Raw genomic sequence first — 22,786 nt, 5'->3', positions numbered from 1 at the left:
CCTCGGTGCCGGGTTCGGCGCTGACCTCTCGGGCGGCCTCGAAGGCGCGCTCGACGCGGGCGCCGACCTGGCCGGTGGTCTGGAAGGTGCGGCGGACGGCGCGCTCGAAGCCGGCGGCGAACTGGCCGGTGGCGTCGAAGGCGCGCTGGGCGCGGGTGCCGCGGCCGGAGCGGCGGCCGGGCTCGGGACCGCGGCGGAGTTCGGCGGTGAGTTCGCGGGCGGCATCGGCGGAGCTGTCGAGGCAGGCTCGGGGCTGGGCGCCGGGCTGGAGAGCGGGTTGCAGGGTGCGGTGGAAGCCGGCGCGGGCGTCGGGTCCGGTGTGTCCGGTGGGGCAAACGCGAGTAGCCAGACGGTCACCGGCCTGGAGTCGAGCATGTCGGCCGGTCTGGGCACCGTGCTCGGCGCTGAGCACGAGATCGGCGCCGGCCTGAACAGTGAACTCGGCGGTGTGCTCGCCAGCGGCGCGCAGGGCGGCGCGGAACTCGGCGGCGGTTTGCAGGGCCTGGTCGGCGGCGTTTCCGGGTTCGACGTGTCCGGCGGCGCGGAAACCGCCGTCGAGGCGGGCGGCGAATTCGGAACCGGTTTGGAGACAGGCCTTTCCGGCGGTATCGAGTCCGGGGCGACGGCAGGCGCCGACCTGGCGGGCGGCATCGGCGGCGCGCTCGAAGCGGGTGGCCAGGCGGTGACCGGACTCGAGGCGGGCCTCTCGGCGGGCGTCGACGCCGCCACGCAGGCGGGCGCGGGTCTCACGGCCGGACTCGAGGGTGCGATCGGCGCGGCGGGTCAGGCGGGCGCTGGACTCGAGTCGGGCCTGTCGGCGGGACTGGGTGCCGCTGGCAACGCGGGCGCCGGTCTGAGCAGTGGCCTCGAAGCCGGTCTCGGTGCCGCGGGGAACGCGGGCGCGGGTCTCAACAGCGGTCTCGAAGCTGGTCTGGGTGCCGCAGGGAACGCCGGTGCCGGTCTGTCCAGCGGCCTGGAAACTGGCATCGGTGCCGCGGGGAACGCGGGCGCGGGTCTCAACAGCGGTCTCGAAGCTGGTCTGGGTGCCGCAGGGAACGCCGGTGCCGGTCTGTCCAGCGGCCTGGAAACCGGCATCGGTGCCGCGGGCAATGCGGGCGCGGGCCTGAACAGCGGTCTCGAGACCGGTCTCGGCGCCGCGGGGAACGGCGGTGCCGGCCTGGAAACCGGTCTCGGCGGCGACCTGTCCTCCGGAGCGTCCGGCGCATTCGAAGGCGGCGCGGACGCAACGGGATCGCTCGGCGCGCAGGGTGCGCTCGGCGGCGGCTCGGACCTGGGTGGCAGCATCGGGTCCACGGCGGAGACCACGGCGAACACCTGGTCGTCGCTGGACGTTTCGAGCGCATTCGGTTCGGGCTTCGACAGCGGCCTCGGGGCGACCGGCGAGACCTCGCTGTTCGCCGAGGGCGAGTCGAGCACCGAGATCGGCGGGTCGACGGACCTGTCGGGTGATGCGTTCCTGCACTGAGAGAGGACGACAACGCGATGGGGACACCAGTACCTGCTTCCGCGCCCGCAGTGCCGCTGCTGTCGGTACTGGGTGAAACCATCGCCGCGGCGCGCGCCGCGGGTCGCACCGACCTCGTCGGCCGCCTGGAAACGGCGGCCGACCGGGTCCGCGACCCGCGGCGTCGCATCGTGATCGCGGGCCAACTCGGCCAGGGCAAGAGCCGTTTCGTGAACGCACTGCTGAACGTCGACATCTGCCCGGTCGGCGACGACGCGACAACGGTCGTTCCCGCCACGCTGTCGCACGGCGAATACGCGCAAGCGCAGTTCCTGCTCACCGAACCGCGCGGCGGCAGCGAATCCCGGGTGCCGGTCCCGATCGAACAGATCCCGACGATCGATTCCCGCAGCCCGCTCGCCGACGGCAGGCGGATGATGCGCCTCGAAATCCAACTGCCGAACCCGCTGCTCGCCGACGGCATCGTCCTTGTCGACACCCCCGGTGTCGGCGGACACGGAAACGCGAGCGCCACAACGGTTCTCGGCATGGTCCCGGCGGCGGACGCGGTGTTCGTGCTGTCCGACGCCTCCACCGAGATCACCGAACCCGAGCTCGCCTTCCTGCGCCAGGTCCGCGAGCTGTGCCCGACGGTCGCGCTGCTGCTCACCAAGACCGATCTGTATCCGCATTGGCGTCAGGTCCACGAGGCGAATCTCGGCCACCTGTACCGCGCCGGGCTGGAGGTGCCGATCATCCCGGTCTCCGCGCTGCTGCGCGAGCACGCCATGCGGTTACAGGACGCGCAGCTCGGCCAAGAGTCGGGTTTCGGTGTGCTGTACCAGTTTCTGCGCGAGCAGGTGGTGGCGCGCGATCAGGCCGCGACCCGCGCCGCCGTCGCACGCGATATCCAGTCCGCCGCGGAGCATCTGGCGCTCGCGCTGGGCAGCGAACTCGTCGCGCTGCGCGATCCGAACCAGGGCGCGGCCGCGATCCGCGAACTCCAGGCCGCGAAAGCCGCTGCGGAAGACCTGCATCGGCGCACCGCTGCCTGGCAGCAGACGCTCTCCGACGGAATCACCGACCTCGCAAGCGATGTCGACCACGACCTGCGAGATCGCCTGCGCCACCTGACCCGAACCGGCGAGGAGTGGATCGACGAGCACGATCCGGGCAGGCACTGGGACGCCATCTCCGAATGGCTCACCGGCACCGTCGACAGCGCGCTCGCCGACAACCTGCTGTGGACACACAAGCGCGCGATCGAGCTGGCCGAGGACGTCGCCGAACACTTCGTCCACTTCGGCGCGGTCGACCTGCCCGACGTGAAGAGCGGATTGAACGCCGAGGACAACCCGATCACCGGCACCCTCGCCGATCTGGAACCGGACATCGGGTTCGCCAGCAAGCTGCTCGTCGGCATGCGCGGCTCCTACGGCGGTGTGCTCATGGTCGGTCTCGCCAGCACCTTCGCCGGGCTGGCCATGCTCAATCCGATCTCCATCGGCGCCGGTGTCATCGTGGGCGGCAAGGCATTTCGTGACGACAAGCAGGCCCGCCTCGCGCGCCGCCGGGTGGAGGCGAAGAACGCGGTGCGCCGCTTCGTCGACGACGTCGCGTTCCAGGCGGGCAAGGAGTCCAAGGACCGCCTGCACCGCATCCACCGTGCCCTGCGCGACCACTACAGCGGCGTCGCCGAGCGCAGCCTCCGCTCCCTCGATGACTCGCTGCGCGCCGCGCAGGAGGCGGCCACGATGGAGACCGCGCGCCGTACCGAGCGGTGCACCGTGCTGGAACGGCAGCTGCGCTTCGTCGCGGAACTGCGCCGCTACGCCGACGCGATGCAACAGCCCATCGCCGCCGCGCCCGTCCGAGGAGCTCTCGGTACGGTATCGGGGTGATCACGACACCCCACTCGCGCTCGACCAGGGGCGCCGCGTCCTTCCGGTGCACGTCCGTCGAGGCCCGAATCGGCGTTCGCGCCGCGGGGCGCCGGTGACCACGAGAGTCGCGCCCGGCATCGTCGTCGAGGCGCACCGGCTGGTGGACGCGGCCAGGCAGGCGTTCGCGCGCGAACCGCGCCCGAGGGCGCTGCTCGCGGATTGCGCTCGCAGGCTGGATCAGCCGCTGCGTGTCGCGCTGGCGGGGTCGTTGAAGGCGGGCAAGTCGACGCTGTTGAACTCGCTGGTCGGCCAGGACATCGCCCCGACCGACGCGACCGAGTGCACCAGGGTGGTCACCTGGTATCGCAACGGCCCGACCCCGAGCGTCACCGCGTACGCGCCCGACGGTGCCACCGCGAACGTGGTGGTGCGCCGCGGCGGCGGAGCGCACGGCCTGACCTTCGACTTGGAACGGCTGAACTGGAACGCGCCGGGCCCGCGCGAGGTCGACCACCTCGAAGTCGAATGGCCCGCCGCGGCGCTGACCCACACCACCATCATCGACACCCCGGGCACCTCCTCGCTCTCGCGCGAGGTGTCCCGCCGCACCGCCCGCCTGCTGACCCCCGACGACGAAGAAGCCGAAGCCAGCGTCTCCGTCCCCGGCGCCGACGCGGTCGTCTACCTGCTGCGCAGGTTGGACGCCACCGACATCGGCTTCCTGGAGCGCATCGGCTCGGGAACCGCTGCGCGGCAAGGGGCTTCGGGATTGTCCGGCCCGCTCGGCGTGGTCGGCGTCGTCTCGCGGGCCGACGAGATCGGCGCCGGACGCATCGACGCACTGCATTCGGCTCGCGACGTCGCCTCTCGGTTCGCCACCGAGCTGGAGCGAACCGGGTTGTGCCAGGCGGTGATTCCCGTCGCGGGACTGCTCGCGTTCGCCGCGGAGACACTGCGTCAACAGGAGTTCACCGCGTTCCAGGCCTTGGCGAGCGTCCCGGTCGACGAGCTGACCGCGGCGATGTTGTCGGCGGATCGCTTCGCGCGCCCCGACATTCCGCTTCCCGTCGCGCCGGAACTGCGCGCCCAGCTGGCCGAGCGTTTCGGCATGTTCGGTATTCGCATGGCCGTCACCCTGATTCGGCTCGGCGTCCGCGACTCCGCGACGCTCGCCGCGGAATTGACCAGCCGCAGCGGTGTCGACGAGCTGCGCTCGGTGCTCGACGTCCAGTTCGGCCAGCGCGCCGACCAACTCAAGGCGCATTCGGCGCTGACGGCACTGGCCAGGGTGCTGACCGCCTATCCCGGCACCTCCGCCGACCAGCTGCTGCCCCGAGTCCGCACCCTGCTCGCCGACGTGCACGGTTTCGCCGAACTGCGCCTGCTCGGCCGCCTGCGCACCGACGAATTGACCCTGCCCCCAGCGGATCTCGCCGAACTGCACCGTTTGATCGGCGGATCCGGCATCGCGCCCCACCTGCGCCTCGGCCTCCCACCGAACGCGGGCCCGGAGGCGCAGCGCGCACAGGCCGTCGCCGCGGTCCGCAAATGGCGCGAACGCGCCCGCCACCCCATGGCCGACCAGCTCACCACCCTCGCCTGCCTCACCGCCGCCCGCAGTGCCGAGGGCACGCTGAGCATGCTGCCCCCGGCCCCGGAGATGCGCATGGGTCGCCGCTGACCCGCGCTCACCCGACCCCCGGTGACCGCGACCGCGTTCACCGGGGTGGGGGTGACATTCGGTCGTCTCCTCTCCCCGCGCATGGACACGGCAGTCCCGGGTAGGCCACCGGTATCCCGAACGAGGAGGCCGTGATGAGCGATCGTGAAGTCGTCCGGACCCTGCTGGACCGGGCGGGCACCGGATACGCCGCCGAGGCGGGCATCAAGCTCGCCGACAAACCCGCGCCGCTGTTCCAACTGCTGATGCTGGCTGAACTGCTGAGCACCCGGATTTCCGCGGATGTCGCGGTGGCCGCCGCCAAGGAGTTGATCGACAGCGGCTACGGCACGCCGCAGAAGGTGGCCGACGCCGACTGGCAGGAATTGGTCGACGCCCTCGGTCGCGCCCACTACAAGCGCTACGACGAGAGCACCGCGACCCGCCTCGGCGCGAACGCCCACCGCGTCATCGACCAGTACCACGGCGACCTGCGCGAACTGGCCTCCGCGGCCGACGGTGACGCCGACCGCGCCGCCGACCTCCTCCAGGAATTCGACGGCATCGGCCCCACCGGCAGCGACATCTTCTTGCGCGAAGTCCAGGACACCTGGCCATGGGCACGCCCCCATTTCGACGACCGCGCCCTCCGCGGCGCCCGCCGCGTCGGCCTCCCCACCGCCCCGGAGAAACTCGCCGACTTGGCCCCCCGCGACCGCGCCGCCGATCTCGCCGCCGCCTTGGTCCGCGTCACCTTGGACGACAAAATGGCCGAGGATCTCCCGACTTGATCCCGCTCGATAAACCGATAGCGGGAGCCATGAACCCGCATTTAGCATCGCGTGATGACGAAACAGCTTCGCCGCCGGGTGCTTACGGTGGGTGAGCAGCAGTATCTGTGGAAGACCTACCACCGGCATGTAGACGGGTGCGAGGAAGTACTTCGGCTGCGGCGAATCGGGTCGGTGACAGGCCTGTCACTGATCTTCCGCCCCGACGGGGAGCGGCATATCCCAGACGACGGGGTATCCACTGCCGGTGAGATCTGGGTCGGTGATCGTTTTCTGAACCTGAACATGCCCGGCGTGGTCCGGGCGTTCGTAGACGCGGCCGTCGAGGCGGGCTGGATGGCCGAGACACGCACAGCCGGACGCCGCGACGGCTGGGACCTGTTCGATGATGCCTACACCAGGAATACCAACCGCTTATCGACGCTTTGAGCACCGAGTCCGAGAGTTCTCGGACGCTCACTCAGGGAGTGACCGCCGAGCTGGTCGGATCGATCAGGATCTTGGCGTGCCGCTCCGGGTTGCCGAGCGCGGTGAAGGCGTTGTCGATGCCTTCCAGGCCGACGGTGCCGGTGATGAGCGGCGCCGGGTCGACCTTGCCGTCGGCGATCATGTGCAGGGTGTCGCGGAACTCGCCAGGGTCGTAGCCGAGCACGAAGCGCAGCTCGATCTCCTTGTTGATCGCCATCGCCGGGTGGAAGCGATCGGCTTCCATGCACACGCCGACCACGACGACCCGAGAAAGCGGCGGAGCGGCGGTGAGAATCTGGTCGATGATGCCAGGAACACCGACGCATTCGAAGATCACCGGCCCGGCGGGTCCGGCGTCGAACGTGTGCGCCAGCCGAAAGACGTACCACCACGGCAGATTCGGAACCCGCCGCAGGCGCTGCATGGTGTCGAAACCGAGACCGAGCAGATCCGTGACGCTACCGATCCCCTTCTTCGGCGCCGCCTCCCAAGGGGATTCGGCGGCCGGATCCACCACGACATCCGCACCGCACGCGGTGGCGAGCTCGCGGCGGCGCGGCGAGAAATCGCTCGCGATCACCGTGCGAACGCCCGCCGCTTTGAGCATGCTGATCACCGCGAGACCGATCGGCCCGCACCCGATTACGAAAGCCGTCTGCCCCTTGCCGACCCGACCCTTGCGCACCGCGTGCCAGGCCACCGCCATCGGTTCGGTGAGCGCGGCCAACTCCGCCGAAAGCCCGTTCGGCACCGGCATGGTCATCGACTCCTGCACGACCACCTGCTCGGCATAGCCGCCGGGCGCGGCCGTAGTCAATCCGGTGAGATGCGGTTGTCCGTCGTGCCGAATGATCGGCAGCGCGACCACTTTCGTCCCCGGCTTCCACCGCTTCCGGCAGTCGGGACCGTATTCGACTACCTCTCCGCTGAATTCGTGCCCGAGCACCACACTCTGCTCGGACCGCATGAACCCGTCGTACCCGGTCGCGCTCGCCAAGTCCGCCATCTCGTCGGCGTGCGTGCGAGCATGCAGATCGGACCCGCAGATCCCACACCGCACCACGTTGAGCAGAACCTGCCCGCGCCCCGGCCGGGGCGTCGGCAACTCCTCGACCTGGAACTTCGTATTCGTCACGACAGCGGCCCGCATCCGAAACTCCTCTCGAACCACCCCGCGCCGAACCTATCACCGCTCCACCCACCCCGGAGCGATACCGGCCCGTTGGGACGCGTCCAGCGACCACACACCGTGCAGGTCACCACGGCGACGCGTCGAGGGGTGGGCAGTCGCGCCGCCGCTCAGAACGGGAGGTGGACCCCGTCGCGTACTTCGTCGACGGTGCGGGCGATCATCTGTCGCAGGGTTGCGGTGATGCGGTCGGCGGTGCTGGGTTTGACGGTGAGCAGGTCGGAGCCGAAAGTGACGTAGCGGCCGTCATTTTCGACATCGTTGATCTGGAAATCCTTGCGGCCGTGCAGGTGCCGGTTGTCAGGGCTGCCCATCGCGTAGACCCCGACGTGGGCGACGAGGGTCATGGCGTTGGTGAAGAATTTCTCGAATTCTTCGCGCGGAGTGGGTTTCCAGGCGTCGCGGACGTGCGGGCGTGGCTGCTCGAGTTCGGTCGCGCTGACCTGGAGCTGTCGGCCGCGTCCTGGTCCGCGGTCGGGGAGTGCGTCGACTACGGCGCGTGCGACGTCACCGGCGGGCAGCAGCCGTAGCGTCACATCGCCGCCGTGGTCGTGGTCCTGGCCTGGCTCTTGGACGGCGATCGCACCGTGCTCGTGATGGACTCCGGCGTGGGCGCGCAGCTTGCGTTCCCGGCGCGGGCCCGCGAACCCGGCGAGTTCCACCCGTGCTTGCGGGGCAAGCAACACTTCCACCGCGCGCACCAGCCCGTCGTCGAGCTGCGAGTGCAGCGAGCGGGCCGCCGCCTGCCGCAGCCGCATGGTGTCTTCCGCGAATTCGGTGGTGTGCCGGTGTCGCAGCGGGTAGGGCAGCACGTCACGGCCGGTGGATTCCCACAGCGTCCGGAATTCGAGCGCGGTGAACCGCCAGCTCCGTACCTCGAGCATCGAAATGTCCCTGTCCGTCCGGTTATTCGCCGATCACCGGCGGCACGGTCTTGCCGATCGAGTCGAGTCCGGTGAGGGCTTCGCCGTTCTCCTGATTGATGAGGTAGTCCGGGATGCCCTTGCTGGATTCGTCGTCCTTGCCACCGGGGCGCGCGCCTCCCATGCCACCCATGCCGGGCATGCCCGCGCGCCCGGCGCCCGGTGCGCTGGACCTCGCGGCGGCCGGAGCACCCGGAGCGCCCGTGGCGGGTGTGCCGGGGATCGAGCGGCCAGGACCCGGCGTCGCCGCGTTCGGGTTGCCGGGCCCCGGTCCTGGGCCACCGGGGCCGGGGCCCGGGCTGCTCGGTGTGCCGGAGCCGGGTGTGGTCGGCGTCTGAGTCGAGGCGGGCGTGGTGGACGCGGGCGTCGTGTCGGTGGACTGCGGCGTCGAGGTGGGGTTGTCGGTGCCCGACGGGTTGGTCGACTCGTCCGGGTTCTCCTCGACGGGCGAATCCTGTTCGGGATTCTCGGTGCCCGTTGGTTTCTGGTCGCCGTTGTTACCGGTGCCGGTTCCGCCGCCACCGCCACCATTGCCGCCACCGCCGTCACCTGGGCCGGGGCCGACCTTGGGGTCACCCGGCTTGGTGGTCTGCGCCGGGCGTGGAATCTGCGGCACGTTGGTGTCGGTCTCCAGCACCACCGGGGCGTACACGGTCTTCAGGACACGCAATGCCTCGGTCCTTGCGTTGTATTCGGCGACATCGTCGTTGCGCCAGCCGCGACCGGCGATCCAGGCCCGGGCATTGTCGATGCCGCTGCGGTGCTCCGGCGGATGCGGCACCAGTTGCTTGGTCGGCTCCAGCCCGGTCTGCAATTCCGAGAGCTTGTTGCCGGTCAGCTTCGCCGCGTTGGTGACCTGAGCGGCCTCCGCCGTGTAGCCGTTGACCGCGCCGAGCGCCGCGTCGCGCGCCGACCCCTTCCACACGCTGTCGTCGGTGGCCTTGGCCATCGCCTGGGAGAAGGTGTCCAGCGAGGTCTGATGCCGTTGGGCGATGGTGTTCCAGGTGGTGGACAGGCTGCTGACGGTCTCGATGCTGATCTGATCGACCCTACGGCGCAGTGTGGCGAGATCGTCGCGGTCGAACTCGTCGGTGCCCCGTACCTCCTTCGGCCGGTATGCGCCCTGGAAGCCGACGTCGCCTGCCCGGTCGCGCACGTCGGTGCGCTGGCGGTTGTACTTGTCCTGCACCGAGTACGGGTCGACCTCGGGCTGCAGCTCCTCACCGGATATCCAGTTGGTGAGACTGCGGAGCATGGCCGAGCCCAGCTGTCCCGGGTCGAAGATTTGCAGGCTGGCGGCAGGGTTGCCCATCAGCCGACCTGCTCGGTGGCGTTGGTGATCGGGGCGGCGTTCTCGACGTCTTGGCCGGTGATGCGTTTGAAGGAGATGGCCATGACCTCGCGCATGTTCTGCACGGTCTCGATGTGCTCGTCGATGACCTTGTCGATCGAATGATCTTCGCCGGTGGCCTGTTTCAGGAACTTCTGGACGAGGTCGTTGCCCATGTTGAAGTCTCCGAATCCGGAGACGTTCTGCGCATTAGCGGTCAATCTGAGCAGATCCCGTAGATCGGTTAGTCGCTGGTCACATGCCTTTGCGCACAGATACGCGGCATTCTGGTCGTCAAGGTACAGCTCTCCCGCTCGGGCTTGGCTGGCAAGCTGGCTCCACTTCAATGCATTGTCACTCATACGATCCCCTCCCTGATCAACGCGGAAACGTGGGCACCATCGACTCGCCGACGCGGTACAGCACAGTGCACGGGTCTTCGACGCCATCCATTCTGGCCATGTTTTGGACCCGCAGTTGCACGACGCCCTGAGTGGCAGGGAAGAGGACGTCGCACAGGTCGTCCTTCGAGGCGCCCTCGACTTTGAATTGCCGACCTTGACGACCTGCGACAGTAACGTCCTGGAATTCGACATTCCCGGGCTTTCGCTCGAACTCTTCAACGGTGCGGCCGGTCGAGAAGACAGTTATGAAGTACGTTTTCGCTGTCCACCCGCAGATTTCCCAGCCTGGCTGGTGCACTCCGGCGATGCCTGACTCTTCGGTGGCTGGATCGGCGCCCGCCGCTCGCACGACATCATCGGAAATGCCCGTGCACGGATTGAAGAGAGCCGCTGCCGCCGTGCTGGTAGTCGTTGGCGACCCGCTCGTGTTGTCCACACACCCGACCGCGCCGGACGCGAGCACGACCCCGAGCAACATCAACGTGATTCGACGGCTCATCCCCACCCTCTCGCCCCGGACTCAGGTTTGGTCAAACGGTAGCAGATGCCGGACTGCCCGACCTGTTACGCCGATTGTCACGTGACCAGCGCTCATGAGCATGACGACCCTGGGCTGTGACTTGGTAGGCCGATGTCGGGGTCGCCGTCTGCGGGCCGCTCGGCGCCCGAATGATCAGGCGGGCCGGGTGGACCGACCGTCCACGACGGCCATAGTGAAGGCACCCCACTCCTCCGCGGTGAAGACCAGAGCCGGACCGGTCGGGTCCTTCGAATCACGAACACCGACCCGACCGGCATCGAGCCATGCCACCTCGACGCACGCCTCGCCATCTCCACTGTGCTTCGACTTGAACCAGATTGCGCCGGACAGTTCGTTCACCGTTCGTAACTCCTTGCCATGGTACGGATCAGATCTCTCGATGGTCGTTCCTCGAGTGCCGCACCTTGGAGGGCGCCGTGAATCTCCTGAAAGCGCGCTACTTCGTCGCCTCTTTCGAAAATCGCGTTCCCGATCGCGCCTTCGGTATAGACAACCGATGGCTCATGCTGTGGGAAATCGATGATGATGTATGGCGGTATCGCCAAACCGGCAGGGAATCCAGCGGAGAATGGGACGACCCGCACGGATACGTTGTCGCGTGTCCCCATATCGGCGAGATGGCGCAGCTGTGCGGCCATCGTGCGTTCAGAGTCGACCACGGTGCGCAGCACCGACTCGTGCAGAAGAAATTCGGCTCGTAATGGTTTGTGCCGCCGAGTAAGAATTGTGGATCGCCTCATGCGTAGAGCGACCCGACGGTCCATCTCCTCGGGCGTGCAAGGACCCGGAGAGGCCACAGCGCGCCGCGCGTAGCCGGCAGTCTGCAACAACCCCGGTATGACGAGTGACTGGAAGAAGTCGAATCCCGCCGCTGCCGCCTCCAAATGCAGGTAAGTATTGAATCCGGGCCGGATAACATCCCTGAAATCCTCCCACCAGACACGAGCATTGCCCTGTGCCGCAAGAATTTTCAGATACTCCGTCCGCTCCTCCGGCACCCCGTAGTACTCACAGATGTACTCGACGTCCCGAACCTTCACCCGCTCGTTCTGCCCGAGTTCCAGCCGCCCCAGCGAGGACCGGCTGATCTCGAGCACTTCGGCGACCTGTTCGAGGGTGTACCCATTGGCCTGGCGCGCGTCGCGCAGCGCGCGGCCCAGCTGGCGGCGCGGCAGTGTCGTCGTCCTGCCCGCGCCCTCCTTGGCGCTCACCATCCTGCGTCCTCCCCTGCTTCCGCACGGTGCGATCGATGGATACTCACGGCGAGAATCGTTGTGCGCCCGTCGCAACAGGGTTCGGAGTCGTATCGCCGATCCTCGAGGTCGTCGACCTGCCGCGTGGAGCACGCTGCGTAGCTTATGCACAAGACGTGCCACGCGGAAAGAAACGCGCTGCCAGCGTGAACGGCTCCCGGCGACGGAACCCGCACCCGTGGAACGGATATGGGGGACGGCATTGCGAACGAGACTGGGGCCGCCGAGTGCCGATGCAATCCAGGCTGGAGACGACTTCTTCGTGGATGTGGCCCGAAGCTCCGTTGCCGGAGTTGTCCGTCCGTGCTCCCACGGTGTGCGTGGCGTTATCCCACTACAAGAATTCCTGGGTAGTCGAGTCGGGAATCATGCTGGCGTGATAGGGCGATCGCTGGGAGTCGAGTGTTTCGTACCGCCCTGGTCGCGTGCGCTGCGCAGCATGACCCTATGACGCAGCGACAGCGAAATGAACTGATCACCGGATTGAATTCTGCGGGGGCACAACCTGGTTCGGATGCCAGGCCGACGGCGTTGGGGTTCGTGCGGGGCGGGGTGTCGGGACAGGCCGCCGCTCGGCACGAGGTCGCCGTGCGGAGGCATGCGCGGGCCATGGGCTATCGGTACGTGTATACGGTGCGGCCGCCCGACGATTGCGCCGATCCGGTCGGGTTCGTGCTCGGGCTCGCGGCGGCGGCGGGGATCGTCGCGATCGTTGTCCACGACCTGGCCCACGTCGACGACCGGCCCGCGCGGATCTGCGAGAACTTCGATCTGGAGACGGTGTGCCCGCCGAGCACATGGGCGCGGGTCGGCGCACCAGCGCGTCCGGGACCGGTCCCGGACGGGGAGGTAGTGCGCGCGGAACGCGAACACGTCCCGCCCACCCGGTGAATTCCCTTGACCGCCCCGGTGACCTACCGAAGGAACAACATGCCTACTCGACGAAATCGTCGGCGGCCCAAGCCAAAACAGCCATCCATGCCGACCGCGACCGGCCCCGTCCTGCGATATCCACCGCGCGCCGTGATCGACGCGATGCTCGGGGCCATGCTGACCGAATGCCGCACCGACCCGGCCGCGTCCGGTTCCGGCACGGTCCACTTCTGGGGTTTCGCCCGCGCCAGCGACCCCGCCACCCACGACATGGCGCACACCGCGGTCGTCCTCGATCCCGATGCCGCACGGTCGCCGATCCTCGAGTCCGCCGAATGGTTGCTGCGCCGGTTCGGCGAGCTGCTGTGGGCATTCGGACTGGCGCACCGGACGAGCGGTGGACTCGTCGCCGAAGCCGGTACGGCGGAGCCCGGGTCGGATGCCGAGGGCTCCGACCTCTGCACCGCAACGATTTTCGATGCGCGCGCCCGGGCCTACACGGCACTGAGCTACCTACACCTGGGCGAACTCCGCCAGACCCCAACCCGCGTGCACGACACTCGCGAAGCCATTGAAACCTGGATCGAGTTGTTCGACCGCCGCGCACCCGCCGCACACGCCTGGGCAGCCGCGATCACCCTGGACCCCTGGGCCAATCACGCCGAGATAGCCCGGCTCCGGTCGGTGTGAAGCCACTAAGCCTCGAAGTCCATCCGGCCCCACCGCGGCCCAGACCACCGTCCGGCCGCGTTGTCGTCGCCGCCGATACAACCCCCGGTATCGGCTCCACCGCAGGTATTTCGCCAGCCGACGTACGTTGCGTCGCCGGTTGTGCCGTCCCCGGATGCGTCGTCGCGGTCGCTGCGGCACGACGACCGCTGACTGCGGGACGCCCCGGTTCACGCGGCGCCGTGACGACAGCACCACGAGGCCCCGAACTCCTCGCGCCTCAGCCGTTGACGAAGGTGAGACTGGTCGGGTCGTAGCGGCGGCCGGCGATTTGCGAGGGCGGAGCGGCGGATTCGATGGCGGTGAGGTCTTCGGGAGACAACTCGACGGTGAGGGCGGCGAGGTTCTCCTCGAGGTAGCGCTGACGTCGGGTGCCGGGGATCGGGACCACGTCGTCGCCCCGGTGCTGCACCCAGGCCAGGGCGAGTTGGCCCGCGGTGACGCCCTTCGTCGTAGCGAGTTCGTCGAGTTTCGCGACGATCGCCAGGTTCTGTTCCAGGTTGCCGTCGGCGAAACGCGGCTGACCGCGGCGCATGTCGTTCTCCGCCAGTTCGGCGACCGAGTTGTATCTGCCGGTCAGGAAGCCGCGGCCGAGCGGGGAGAACGGGACGATACCGATCCCGAGTTCGCGGCAGACGGGGACGATCTCGGCCTCCAGATCGCGGGTCCACAGCGACCACTCGCTCTGCAGCGCGGCGATCGGATGCACCGCGTGCGCCCGCCGGATGGTCGACGCGCTCGCCTCGGAAAGTCCTAGGTGGCGGACCTTTCCGGCCCGAACCAACTCGGCCATGGCGCCGACGGTCTCCTCGATCGGCACCTGCGGATCGACGCGATGCTGGTAGTAGAGGTCGATGTGGTCGACGCCGAGCCTGCGCAGCGACGCGTCGCACGCCTGCCGCACGTAGGCGGCGTCGCCGCGGATCGAGGTGGGTTCGCCGAGGCGGTTGGCGAAGCCGAACTTCGTGGCGAGCACGACCTCGTCGCGGCGCCCGGCGATGGCCCGGCCGATCAGCTCCTCGTTGTGGCCGGAGCCGTAGAAGTCCGCGGTGTCGAGGAGAGTCACGCCGAGGTCGAGGGCGCGGTGCAGCGTGGCGATCGACTGATCGTCGTCCGCCGCGCCGTACGCGTGGCTCATTCCCATGCACCCCAGGCCCTGCGCGGAGACCGCGAGTTCGCCGAGATGCCGGATGCGGCCGTCGATCATGGTGCTACCTCCTGTGCTCGAAAAACGTTCCGGCACAGAACGCTATGAGTTGGAGTGCGCTCCATGTCAACCTGTCGCGGCGGTGTCCCGTCCATGCTTCGACTCGGCTGGACCGCAAACCGGTTTCGCGCCACGGCGGCATGAACGGATCGCGCCGCCGCTCGTCCTCACGACCGGAGACGAGCTACGCGACGGCGAGGATGACGACCGTCGCGAGGACGACCTGCCGATCAACGCAATTGTCGGCCCCACTCCTGGCTCAGGATCTCATCGATCCGGCTCGACACATCCGAACGTCGACTGCGCCCCGCCGCCGCGGCGCCGAACTGCCGACGGCCTTCGGTCGGCGCGGACAGGTACTGCACGATGGCTTCCCGAGTCAGCTCGGCGATCGTGACGCCGCGCCGCCGCGCCTCATGGCGCAGCCGCTCATCGAGCTCGTCGGATAGATTCACCGTCGTCCGCCTCATGGTGTGCCAGCATGCCTTTCAGACCGATTTGACGATCCCCCCGTCGATCAGATGATCCGACCCCGTGATGCTGCCGGCCACATCCGAAAGCAGGAACGTGATCAGCGCCGCGACCTCGTCCGGCTCCGTGATCCGCCCCGTCACCATCCCCATCCGCGCGGGCACGTGATTCAAGAATTCGGATTGCTCCAGCGCGACAGCCGCCGCCAGTTTTCCGCCGAAACCGTCCGGCGCCTCCCAGATATCGGTCCGCACCGGACCAGGGGACACGGTAGCGACCCGAACCCCTTGCGGTCCAAGCTCTTCGGACAGCCCCTTGCCGAACGCGGTGAGCGCGGCCTTGGCGACGTGGTAGGCCAGCGGCGGTCCGGCCGGGCGGCGCGCGCCGATCGACGACACGTTCACGATCGCGCCGCCGCCGTCGGTCAAGAACGGCAGTGCCGCCCTGGTCACCCGAACAGCGGCAAAGAGGTTGAGGTCGAACATCTCCCGCCAGTGCGCGTCGTCGATCGTCGCGAATCCGCCGATGTCCACCGTGTCGCCGCCGCCGACATTGTTGACAAGCAGGTCGATGCCGCCGAGTTCGGCCGTCGCGCGCGCGACGAGTTCGTCCGCACCCTCGGCCGCGGCGAGGTCGACCGCCACGGGCACCGCACCCGCCGCCTCGAGTTTGGCGGTGGGTTTGCGCGCCGCGCCGACGACGCGCACGCCCTCGGCGGTCAGCCGACGCACCGTCGCGAGCCCGATGCCCCGACTGGCGCCGGTGACGACCGCGGTCTTGCCGTTGAGCTGGAGATCCATGTTGCCTTCCATTCTTTAACTAGAGGTACAAAACTGGGGTATGCGAAAGCTGCCGGAAAGCGGGGAGCTCAGAGCGAGTCGATCACCGCGTCGATCGTGCGCATCGAACGGTCCGGCCCGTCGGCCGTCTTGGACAACACCTGCATCCCGACCAACGTGCTCAGCAGCATGCTCGCCGTCGCCCGCGGATCCCGTCCCCGGTCGATCTCCCCGGCGCGCTGCCCTTCCTCGATGGCGGCCTGGAACGCCGCCTCTGTGCGGTCGAACATCCGCCCGACCAGCGCGGTGGCCTCCGCGTCCACGCCACCGAGTGCCGCCGCCGTGTTCACCGCGAGGCAGCCGCGGCGATCCGGATCGGTGAGATTGGCCTCCGCGACCAGCCGTAACGCGTCGCGCAGCCGCTCCTTGACCGGTCCGGATTGCTCGAGCAGTCCCGTGACGGTCGCGGACTGGTTGTCCCGGTAGTGCTCGAGCGCCCGCTCGAACAGCGCGTGCTTGCTGCCGAAGGTGTTGTAGAGGCTGCCTTTTCCGATTCCGAGCGCGTCGACGAGGTCCTGCGGGGTCGTGTCGGCATAGCCCTTGCGCCAGAAAACCTCGGTCGCCCGCGCGACGGCGGCGTCCGGATCGAACTGTTTCGGCCTGCCCACGCGATCGAGCCTAGCCAGTTTTGTACCCGTAGGTCAATTTAAAGATTCGGGAATAGGTCGCGCAGGTCGGAGGTTGAGCTTGTCGACGACGTTGAGCGCGTCGGACTCAAGTTTGAGTTGACGCCCGGTGTGGATCGGGTGCAGGATTGAGCCGACCACGCTCAGCGTTGCTGGGACCGTGCTCCGTGAGGTGCTAGGGGCGAGGTCTCGCGGCGGTCGCAAGACACGCCGTAGGGCGGGCCGGACTCGCCCGGCACCGACACAAGCAAGAACGTCAATCAGGAGGAAACAACATGGCTCGTGCGGTCGGAATCGACCTCGGGACCACGAACTCGGTCGTCGCCGTTCTCGAAGGCGGCGAGCCGGTGGTCGTCGCCAACTCGGAAGGATCGCGCACCACCCCGTCGATCGTCGCTTTCGCGAAGAACGGCGAGGTGCTGGTCGGTCAGCCTGCGAAGAACCAGGCCGTCACCAACGTCGACCGCACCATCCGCTCCGTCAAGCGCCACATCGGCACGGACTGGTCCGTCGGCATCGATGAGAAGAAGTACACCGCGCAGGAGATCAGCGCCCGCGTGCTGATGAAGCTCAAGCGCGACGCGGAGGCCTACCTCGGTGAGGAGATCACCGACGCGGTCATCACCGTGCCCGCCTACTTCGAGGACTCGCAGCGCCAGGCGACCAAGGAAGCCGGTCAGATCGCCGGTCTGAACGTGCTGCGCATCGTCAACGAGCCCACCGCGGCCGCGCTGGCGTACGGCCTGGACAAGGGCGACAAGGAACAGACCATCCTGGTCTTCGACCTCGGTGGCGGCACCTTCGACGTCTCGCTGCTCGAGATCGGCGAGGGCGTCGTCGAGGTCCGCGCCACCTCCGGTGACAACCACCTCGGTGGCGACGACTGGGACGAGCGCGTCGTCAAGTGGCTGGTCGACAAGTTCAAGGGCAGCTCGGGCATCGACCTGACCAAGGACAAGATGGCCATGCAGCGGCTGCGCGAGGCCGCCGAGAAGGCCAAGATCGAGCTGTCGTCGTCGCAGTCGACCTCGATCAACCTGCCCTACATCACCGTCGACGCGGACAAGAACCCGCTGTTCCTCGACGAGCAGCTGACCCGCGCCGAGTTCCAGAAGATCACCTCGGACCTGCTCGACCGCACCCGCGCGCCGTTCCAGTCCGTGATCAAGGACGCGGGCATCAACGTCGCCGACATCGACCACGTGGTCCTCGTCGGCGGTTCGACCCGTATGCCCGCCGTCTCGGACCTGGTCCGCGAGCTGACCGGCGGCAAGGAGCCCAACAAGGGCGTGAACCCGGACGAGGTCGTCGCCGTCGGCGCCGCCCTGCAGGCCGGTGTGCTCAAGGGTGAGGTCAAGGACGTCCTGCTGCTCGATGTGACCCCGCTGTCGCTGGGCATCGAGACCAAGGGCGGTGTGATGACCAAGCTCATCGAGCGCAACACCACCATCCCGACCAAGCGCTCGGAGACCTTCACCACCGCCGACGACAACCAGCCGTCGGTGCAGATCCAGGTGTTCCAGGGTGAGCGCGAGATCGCCTCGCACAACAAGCTGCTCGGCTCCTTCGAGCTGACCGGCATCCCCCCGGCCCCGCGCGGTGTGCCGCAGATCGAGGTCACCTTCGACATCGACGCCAACGGCATCGTGCACGTCACCGCGAAGGACAAGGGCACCGGCAAGGAGAACACGATCAAGATCCAGGACGGCTCCGGCCTGTCCAAGGAGGAGATCGACCGGATGGTGAAGGACGCCGAGGCGCACGCGGCCGAGGACAAGGCGCGTCGCGAGGAGGCGGAGACCCGCAACCAGGCCGAGTCGCTGGTGCACCAGACCGAGAAGTTCATCAAGGAGAACGAGGACAAGGTGCCCGCGGACGTCAAGTCCAAGGTCGAGGCGGCCATCGCCGAGGCCAACGAGGCGCTGAAGGGCACCGACATCGCGGCCGTGAAGTCCGCGGTGGAGAAGCTCGCCACCGAGTCGCAGGCGCTCGGCCAGGCCATCTACGAGGCCTCCGCCGCCGAGCAGGCCGCGTCCGGCAACGGCGCGTCCAGCTCCGCGAACGACGACCAGGTCGTTGATGCCGAGGTCGTCGACGAGCCGGTCGACACGGAGAAGAAGTGACCGAGGACAACCAGGGCGATTCGGCACAGGAGCCGATCACCTTCGTCGACAAGCGCAAGGTCGACCCGGCCACCGGTGAGGTTCGGGAGCCGGTCGCGGACACCGCGGCCGGGCCCGGCCCCGAGGGCGGGAACGGTGCGGAAGGCAACGGCGTCGGGACTCCCGAGGCAGCCGAGACGCTGGCCGACACGATCAGTGTCGAGCTGGCCGAGCGCACCGCCGACCTGCAGCGGCTGACCGCGGAATACGCCAACTACCGGCGCCGCGTCGAGCGCGACCGCAAGGCCGCCATCGACGGCGCCAAGGCGGCCGTCGTCACCGAACTGCTGGGCGTGCTCGACGATCTGGATCGCGCTCGGGCCCACGGCGACCTGGAGTCCGGACCGCTGAAGTCGGTGGCGGACAAGCTGGTCGACGCGCTGCGCAAGCAAGGCCTCGAGGAGTTCGGCGCGGAGGGCGAGCCCTTCGACCCGACTCTGCACGAGGCCGTGCAGCACGAGGGTTCCGGCGCGGATCCGGTGCTCGGTGTCGTGATGCGCAAGGGCTATCGGTTCGGCGATCGGGTGCTTCGGCACGCGCTCGTCGGGGTAACCGATGGCGTGGCCGATCTGGCCGCGAACGAGGCATCGGATGTAGATGCCAATGCGGACGACAATTAACACTGCGAAAGGAGGAGATACTCGGTGAGCCAACGGGAGTGGATCGAAAAGGACTTCTACAAGGAGCTGGGTATCTCCTCCAGCGCTTCGCAGGACGAGGTCAAGAAGGCCTACCGCAAGCTCGCCCGCGACCTGCATCCGGACGCCAATCCGGGTGACACCAAGGCCGAGGAGCGCTTCAAGGCCGTCAGCGAGGCGCACGCCGTGCTGTCGGATCCGGCCAAGCGCAAAGAGTACGACGACACGCGAAAGCTCTTCGCGGGCGGCGGTTATCCGCGCGGCGGGTTCACACCCGGTGGCGGGGGCGGTTTCTCGCAGGACTTCAACATCGGCGACATCTTCGGCGGCGCGACCACGGGCGACGGCGGACTCGGCGACCTGCTCGGTGGCTTGTTCAACCGGGGCGGTTCGCGCACCGCGAGCCGCCCGCGGCGCGGCGCCGACGTGGAGACCGAGACGACCCTCGGTTTCCGTGAGGCCGCGCAGGGCGTCACCGTTCCGCTGCGGATGACGAGTCCGTCGCCGTGCACCACGTGTCACGGCAGCGGCGCGAAGCCGGGGACAAGTCCCCGGGTCTGCCCCATCTGCAACGGCACCGGTGTGGTCAGCCGCAACCAGGGTGCGTTCGGCTTCAGCGAGCCGTGCGACGAGTGCCGGGGTTCCGGCTCGATCATCGACGACCCGTGCGCCGACTGCCACGGCAACGGCATCCAGAACCGCACCCGCACCATCACGGTGCGGATTCCGCCCGGCGTCAGCGACGGCCAGCGGATCCGGTTGACCGGACAGGGTGAGGCGGGACTGCGCGGTGCGCCTTCGGGCGACCTGTATGTCACCGTGCACGTCAGCCAGGACAAGGTCTTCGGCCGCAACGGCGACGACCTGACTCTGGTGCTGCCGGTCAGTTACGCTGAGTTGGTGCTCGGCACAACGGTTTCCGTGCCCACGTTGGAAGGGCGCGTCGGCGTCAAGGTGCCGCCGGGCACCGCCGACGGCCGGATCCTGCGGGTGCGCGGCCGCGGCGTTCCCAAGCGCGGCGGCGGCGCCGGTGACCTGCTGGTCACCGTCAAGGTCGCGGTGCCGCAGAAACTGGACAGCGATGCCGTCGACGCGCTGAAGCGCTACCAGGAGGCGGAGAAGTCCAGCGGATTCGATCCTCGTGCGGGATGGGCAGGTGCGTGATGTCCACTGATCCGAAGAAAGCGTCCGGTGGGTCGCGAACCGAGTTCTTCATGATCTCGGTCGCGGCACAGCTGGCGGGCATGCACGCGCAGACCCTGCGTACCTATGACCGCCTTGGACTTGTGACGCCGCAACGCACTTCGGGTGGCGGGCGACGTTACTCGGCGCGGGACGTCGAGCTGCTGCGCGAAGTGCAGCGGCTGTCCCAAGACGAGGGCGTGAACCTGGCGGGCATCAAACGCATCATCGAATTGACCAATCAGGTCGAGGAATTGCGCGAGCAACTCGCCCAGACGCGTGCGGAGCTGGAGCGGCTGCGGGCGGGCTACCGTCCGGATCTCTCTCCGCCGCAGCGCAGTACGGCGCTTGTGGTGTGGAAGCCACGCAACAAGCGCTGAGGCGAAGGGTTCTCGGGCCCCGCTGCCGACTCTTTCCGGTCGGAGCGGGGCCCTTCGCTATTTCTGGTCAATTGATCAGTAGTTCGCCCTGTGTGCGAAATGCGCAGGACGCTCTGCGCGATTATCAGTGCAAGTTTGCTGAAAAGTGCCCGAGTTTGCTGGCGCGCAAGTCTTTTCGCGGTCGAATTCGTACGATGTATCGAACCGAGCGGTTCTCTTCTTTCGTGCCCGCCGGGATGCGCGGAAGTTGCTCTCGCGCGAACTTCGATGGCGCACAAAGGGTTGCCACAGGGTCGCTCGGCCCGGGTCAACTGGACGAGTCTTGCAAAGCGGGGCGCGCGAATTCGGTGGAGATATGACCGAATTAGCCGCTCTAGCGCAGTCTTTCGGTCTGTTATTTGCGAGTTTTACTCTTCCGATTCTTGTTTTGGTGGAATTACACGCGTGATGTTCGACGGTGGCATTCCGTTGCTGGCTAACCTCGCTTACACTCCTTGGCATCGGCTGCTGTCGAGTGTCCCGCAGCACCTCACTCGCCGGCGCGCATTGTGTTCTAGTGCGAAATGGGGTTGTGACACAAATGGATTCGCGGACTGTCGCTTTGATCAGAACGACGTTCAAGGCGGTTGCTGCGGAGGAAGGGGGGCCGGAAAGACTAGCCAGGTCGTTCTACGCGATCCTGTTCTCGGACTATCCGCAGGTCCGCGATTTCTTCCCCGCCGCAATGGATTCGCAGCGTGACCGTCTGGTCAAAGCCATCGGTTACGCGCTCGACCGGCTCGAGGAACCGAACAAGCTGTTGCCGTTCCTTGCCCAACTCGGCCGCGATCACCGCAAATACGGTGTGCAAGCCGAACACTACGTCGCGGTGGCCACTTCGCTGAAGACCGCGATGCGGCGCTTCGCTGGCACCGAGATGTGGACCGACGAGGTCGAAAGGGCCTGGGACGAGGGCCTGACGGTCATCGGCGAAACCATGATGGGCGCCGCCGAGAAGGAGGTGACACCCGCCGTCTGGTCCGGCCGAGTGCTGGAGAACCGGCTCGTCCTACGCAATCTGGCCATCGTGCGATTACAGCTCGACCAGCCGATGCAATACGCCGCGGGCCAATACATGAGCGTGCAGATCCCGTCGCGTCCGCGGATGTGGCGGTACCTCTCACCCGCCGTCCCCGCGAATGCCAACGGCGAGATCGAGTTCCACGTGCGCGGCGTGCTCGGCGGCTGGGTCAGCCCGGCCATCGTCGGCCAGACGCAGGTGGGTGATCAGTGGCTGATCGGCTCGCCGCTCGGCGGACTCGGCGTGCCGCGCAACACCAAACGCAAAATGCTCATGGTGGGCTGCGGCACCGGTATCGCGCCGCTGCGCGCCCAGCTCATGCAGATGGCGCTGCGGCGAACCAACCCGAAGGTGCACCTGTTCGTCGGCGGGCATCACCCGTGCGATCTCTACGATCTGGAGACGCTGAGCAAACTGGCCATGGCCAACCGCTGGCTGACCGTCACGCCGGTCAGCGAGAGCGACGAAAACCCCTGGTGGCATTACGAAGCCGGGGAGGTCGAGCGAATTTGGCCCGGCCTCGAGCCGCGCATGACCGGCCAGATCGGCAAGGTCGTCGCCAGCTACGGGCCGTGGGCCGATCGCGACGTGCAGATCGTCGGCTCGCCCTCGATGGTGCAGACCACCAAGTTCCGCCTGATGGCGGCGGGCACCCAGACCAAGAACATCCGGCACGATCCGCTGTTCTGAGTCGTCGTTCCGGCGAAGGTCG

The 22,786-nt window shown here is 67.9% G+C and carries 22 protein-coding genes and 1 pseudogene; 12 read left to right on the top strand and 11 right to left on the bottom strand.

The genetic code is table 11. The features are described 5' to 3' along the window. From NAM01S_RS35855 to NAM01S_RS30345, 5 genes and pseudogenes are all read left to right on the top strand, one after another. Positions 1 to 1,486: pseudogene (locus NAM01S_RS35855) on the top strand (hypothetical protein); the annotation flags it as partial. Between the two features lie 17 nt (positions 1,487 to 1,503). Next, a complete protein-coding gene (locus tag NAM01S_RS30360; RefSeq protein WP_067791803.1) occupies positions 1,504 to 3,366 on the top strand; it encodes a dynamin family protein in 1,863 nt (620 codons plus the stop codon). 94 nt (positions 3,367 to 3,460) lie between these two features. Continuing rightward, the gene (locus tag NAM01S_RS30355; protein WP_245910283.1) at positions 3,461 to 5,029 is read left to right on the top strand and encodes a dynamin family protein; all 1,569 of its coding nucleotides are present in this window, start codon (positions 3,461 to 3,463) and stop codon (positions 5,027 to 5,029) included. A gap of 134 nt (positions 5,030 to 5,163) precedes the next feature. Continuing rightward, entirely contained in the window at positions 5,164 to 5,799 is a 636-nt protein-coding gene (locus NAM01S_RS30350) for an HhH-GDP family DNA glycosylase (protein ID WP_067791801.1), read from the top strand. Between the two features lie 54 nt (positions 5,800 to 5,853). Continuing rightward, positions 5,854 to 6,228, top strand: coding sequence for a hypothetical protein (locus NAM01S_RS30345; protein WP_157107978.1), 375 nt, complete (start codon positions 5,854 to 5,856; stop codon positions 6,226 to 6,228). Between the two features lie 31 nt (positions 6,229 to 6,259). Here the strand turns inward: NAM01S_RS30345 and NAM01S_RS30340 are convergent, their stop codons facing one another. The 7 genes from NAM01S_RS30340 to NAM01S_RS30310 all read right to left on the bottom strand — a co-directional run bounded on the left by NAM01S_RS30340 (position 6,260) and on the right by NAM01S_RS30310 (position 11,868). Next, the gene (locus NAM01S_RS30340) at positions 6,260 to 7,417 is read right to left on the bottom strand and encodes a zinc-binding dehydrogenase (protein ID WP_067791797.1); all 1,158 of its coding nucleotides are present in this window, start codon (positions 7,415 to 7,417) and stop codon (positions 6,260 to 6,262) included. Between the two features lie 149 nt (positions 7,418 to 7,566). Then, entirely contained in the window at positions 7,567 to 8,340 is a 774-nt protein-coding gene (locus tag NAM01S_RS30335; RefSeq protein WP_067791795.1) for an ESX secretion-associated protein EspG, read from the bottom strand. 22 nt (positions 8,341 to 8,362) lie between these two features. Next, positions 8,363 to 9,691, bottom strand: coding sequence for a hypothetical protein (locus tag NAM01S_RS30330; protein ID WP_067791794.1), 1,329 nt, complete (start codon positions 9,689 to 9,691; stop codon positions 8,363 to 8,365). After that, positions 9,691 to 10,071 carry a hypothetical protein gene (locus NAM01S_RS35460; protein ID WP_157107977.1) on the bottom strand — a complete coding sequence of 127 codons (381 nt, stop codon included), beginning with the start codon at positions 10,069 to 10,071 and terminating at the stop codon, positions 9,691 to 9,693. The genes NAM01S_RS30330 and NAM01S_RS35460 overlap by 1 nt, the downstream gene beginning before the upstream one ends. A gap of 16 nt (positions 10,072 to 10,087) precedes the next feature. Next, complete coding sequence (locus tag NAM01S_RS30320; RefSeq protein ID WP_169810923.1) at positions 10,088 to 10,591, bottom strand: DUF3558 domain-containing protein; 504 nt, start codon at positions 10,589 to 10,591, stop codon at positions 10,088 to 10,090. 195 nt (positions 10,592 to 10,786) lie between these two features. Beyond that, positions 10,787 to 10,993 carry a DUF397 domain-containing protein gene (locus NAM01S_RS30315; RefSeq protein WP_067791790.1) on the bottom strand — a complete coding sequence of 69 codons (207 nt, stop codon included), beginning with the start codon at positions 10,991 to 10,993 and terminating at the stop codon, positions 10,787 to 10,789. Further along, positions 10,990 to 11,868 (bottom strand): helix-turn-helix domain-containing protein, encoded by an 879-nt coding sequence (locus NAM01S_RS30310; RefSeq protein ID WP_067791788.1) that lies wholly within the window; start codon positions 11,866 to 11,868, stop codon positions 10,990 to 10,992. Before NAM01S_RS30310 ends, NAM01S_RS30315 begins: the two co-directional genes overlap by 4 nt. Before the next feature lie 486 nt (positions 11,869 to 12,354). Between NAM01S_RS30310 and NAM01S_RS30305 the strand changes: the two genes are divergently transcribed. Further along, entirely contained in the window at positions 12,355 to 12,798 is a 444-nt protein-coding gene (locus tag NAM01S_RS30305) for a hypothetical protein (RefSeq protein WP_157107976.1), read from the top strand. An 87-nt stretch (positions 12,799 to 12,885) separates the two neighbouring features. After that, positions 12,886 to 13,470, top strand: coding sequence for a hypothetical protein (locus NAM01S_RS30300; RefSeq protein WP_067791784.1), 585 nt, complete (start codon positions 12,886 to 12,888; stop codon positions 13,468 to 13,470). A gap of 259 nt (positions 13,471 to 13,729) precedes the next feature. Here NAM01S_RS30300 and NAM01S_RS30295 read toward each other — a convergent pair whose 3' ends face one another. The 4 genes from NAM01S_RS30295 to NAM01S_RS30280 form a co-directional block, all read right to left on the bottom strand. Beyond that, positions 13,730 to 14,701: an aldo/keto reductase gene (locus NAM01S_RS30295; RefSeq protein WP_218018484.1), complete on the bottom strand. Its 972-nt coding sequence runs from the start codon at positions 14,699 to 14,701 to the stop codon at positions 13,730 to 13,732. Positions 14,702 to 14,946: 245 nt separating this feature from the next. Then, complete coding sequence (locus NAM01S_RS30290) at positions 14,947 to 15,186, bottom strand: ribbon-helix-helix domain-containing protein (RefSeq protein WP_067791780.1); 240 nt, start codon at positions 15,184 to 15,186, stop codon at positions 14,947 to 14,949. A gap of 18 nt (positions 15,187 to 15,204) precedes the next feature. After that, the gene (locus NAM01S_RS30285) at positions 15,205 to 15,999 is read right to left on the bottom strand and encodes an oxidoreductase (protein ID WP_253799137.1); all 795 of its coding nucleotides are present in this window, start codon (positions 15,997 to 15,999) and stop codon (positions 15,205 to 15,207) included. Between the two features lie 56 nt (positions 16,000 to 16,055). Next, on the bottom strand, positions 16,056 to 16,634 hold the full coding sequence (locus NAM01S_RS30280; protein ID WP_067791778.1) for a TetR/AcrR family transcriptional regulator: 579 nt from the start codon (positions 16,632 to 16,634) through the stop codon (positions 16,056 to 16,058). Positions 16,635 to 16,927: 293 nt separating this feature from the next. Here NAM01S_RS30280 and dnaK point away from each other — a divergent pair, with 293 nt between their 5' ends. The 5 genes from dnaK (at position 16,928) to NAM01S_RS30255 (ending at position 22,764) form a co-directional block, all read left to right on the top strand. Further along, a complete protein-coding gene (dnaK, locus tag NAM01S_RS30275) occupies positions 16,928 to 18,775 on the top strand; it encodes a molecular chaperone DnaK (RefSeq protein WP_067791776.1) in 1,848 nt (615 codons plus the stop codon). Further along, positions 18,772 to 19,434, top strand: coding sequence for a nucleotide exchange factor GrpE (grpE, locus tag NAM01S_RS30270; protein WP_067791774.1), 663 nt, complete (start codon positions 18,772 to 18,774; stop codon positions 19,432 to 19,434). Before dnaK ends, grpE begins: the two co-directional genes overlap by 4 nt. A 24-nt stretch (positions 19,435 to 19,458) precedes the next feature. Continuing rightward, a complete protein-coding gene (dnaJ, locus tag NAM01S_RS30265; RefSeq protein WP_067791772.1) occupies positions 19,459 to 20,616 on the top strand; it encodes a molecular chaperone DnaJ in 1,158 nt (385 codons plus the stop codon). Beyond that, positions 20,616 to 21,014 (top strand): heat shock protein transcriptional repressor HspR, encoded by a 399-nt coding sequence (locus NAM01S_RS30260; protein WP_067791770.1) that lies wholly within the window; start codon positions 20,616 to 20,618, stop codon positions 21,012 to 21,014. The genes dnaJ and NAM01S_RS30260 overlap by 1 nt, the downstream gene beginning before the upstream one ends. A gap of 580 nt (positions 21,015 to 21,594) precedes the next feature. After that, on the top strand, positions 21,595 to 22,764 hold the full coding sequence (locus NAM01S_RS30255; RefSeq protein ID WP_067791769.1) for an FAD-binding oxidoreductase: 1,170 nt from the start codon (positions 21,595 to 21,597) through the stop codon (positions 22,762 to 22,764). Positions 22,765 to 22,786: the final 22 nt, after the last annotated feature.

The organism is Nocardia amikacinitolerans NBRC 108937, assembly GCF_001612615.1.
Taxonomy (GTDB): domain Bacteria; phylum Actinomycetota; class Actinomycetes; order Mycobacteriales; family Mycobacteriaceae; genus Nocardia; species Nocardia amikacinitolerans.
Note: the sequence above shows the minus strand (reverse complement) of the source record. Positions and strands in the feature narration are given on the sequence as shown.

Coding starts and splice junctions, on each gene's coding strand:
- NAM01S_RS30360 (WP_067791803.1), top strand. CDS start 1,504: ATGGGGACACCAGTACCTGCTTCCGCGCCCGCAGTGCCGCTGCTGTCG.
- NAM01S_RS30255 (WP_067791769.1), top strand. CDS start 21,595: ATGGATTCGCGGACTGTCGCTTTGATCAGAACGACGTTCAAGGCGGTT.
- NAM01S_RS30345 (WP_157107978.1), top strand. CDS start 5,854: ATGACGAAACAGCTTCGCCGCCGGGTGCTTACGGTGGGTGAGCAGCAG.
- NAM01S_RS30290 (WP_067791780.1), bottom strand. CDS start 15,186: ATGAGGCGGACGACGGTGAATCTATCCGACGAGCTCGATGAGCGGCTG.
- NAM01S_RS30310 (WP_067791788.1), bottom strand. CDS start 11,868: ATGGTGAGCGCCAAGGAGGGCGCGGGCAGGACGACGACACTGCCGCGC.
- NAM01S_RS30305 (WP_157107976.1), top strand. CDS start 12,355: ATGACGCAGCGACAGCGAAATGAACTGATCACCGGATTGAATTCTGCG.
- NAM01S_RS30300 (WP_067791784.1), top strand. CDS start 12,886: ATGCCGACCGCGACCGGCCCCGTCCTGCGATATCCACCGCGCGCCGTG.
- NAM01S_RS30350 (WP_067791801.1), top strand. CDS start 5,164: ATGAGCGATCGTGAAGTCGTCCGGACCCTGCTGGACCGGGCGGGCACC.
- NAM01S_RS30260 (WP_067791770.1), top strand. CDS start 20,616: ATGTCCACTGATCCGAAGAAAGCGTCCGGTGGGTCGCGAACCGAGTTC.
- NAM01S_RS30330 (WP_067791794.1), bottom strand. CDS start 9,691: ATGGGCAACCCTGCCGCCAGCCTGCAAATCTTCGACCCGGGACAGCTG.
- NAM01S_RS30320 (WP_169810923.1), bottom strand. CDS start 10,591: ATGTTGCTCGGGGTCGTGCTCGCGTCCGGCGCGGTCGGGTGTGTGGAC.
- NAM01S_RS30285 (WP_253799137.1), bottom strand. CDS start 15,999: ATGGAAGGCAACATGGATCTCCAGCTCAACGGCAAGACCGCGGTCGTC.
- NAM01S_RS30340 (WP_067791797.1), bottom strand. CDS start 7,417: ATGCGGGCCGCTGTCGTGACGAATACGAAGTTCCAGGTCGAGGAGTTG.
- NAM01S_RS30335 (WP_067791795.1), bottom strand. CDS start 8,340: ATGCTCGAGGTACGGAGCTGGCGGTTCACCGCGCTCGAATTCCGGACG.
- dnaK (WP_067791776.1), top strand. CDS start 16,928: ATGGCTCGTGCGGTCGGAATCGACCTCGGGACCACGAACTCGGTCGTC.
- NAM01S_RS35460 (WP_157107977.1), bottom strand. CDS start 10,071: ATGAGTGACAATGCATTGAAGTGGAGCCAGCTTGCCAGCCAAGCCCGA.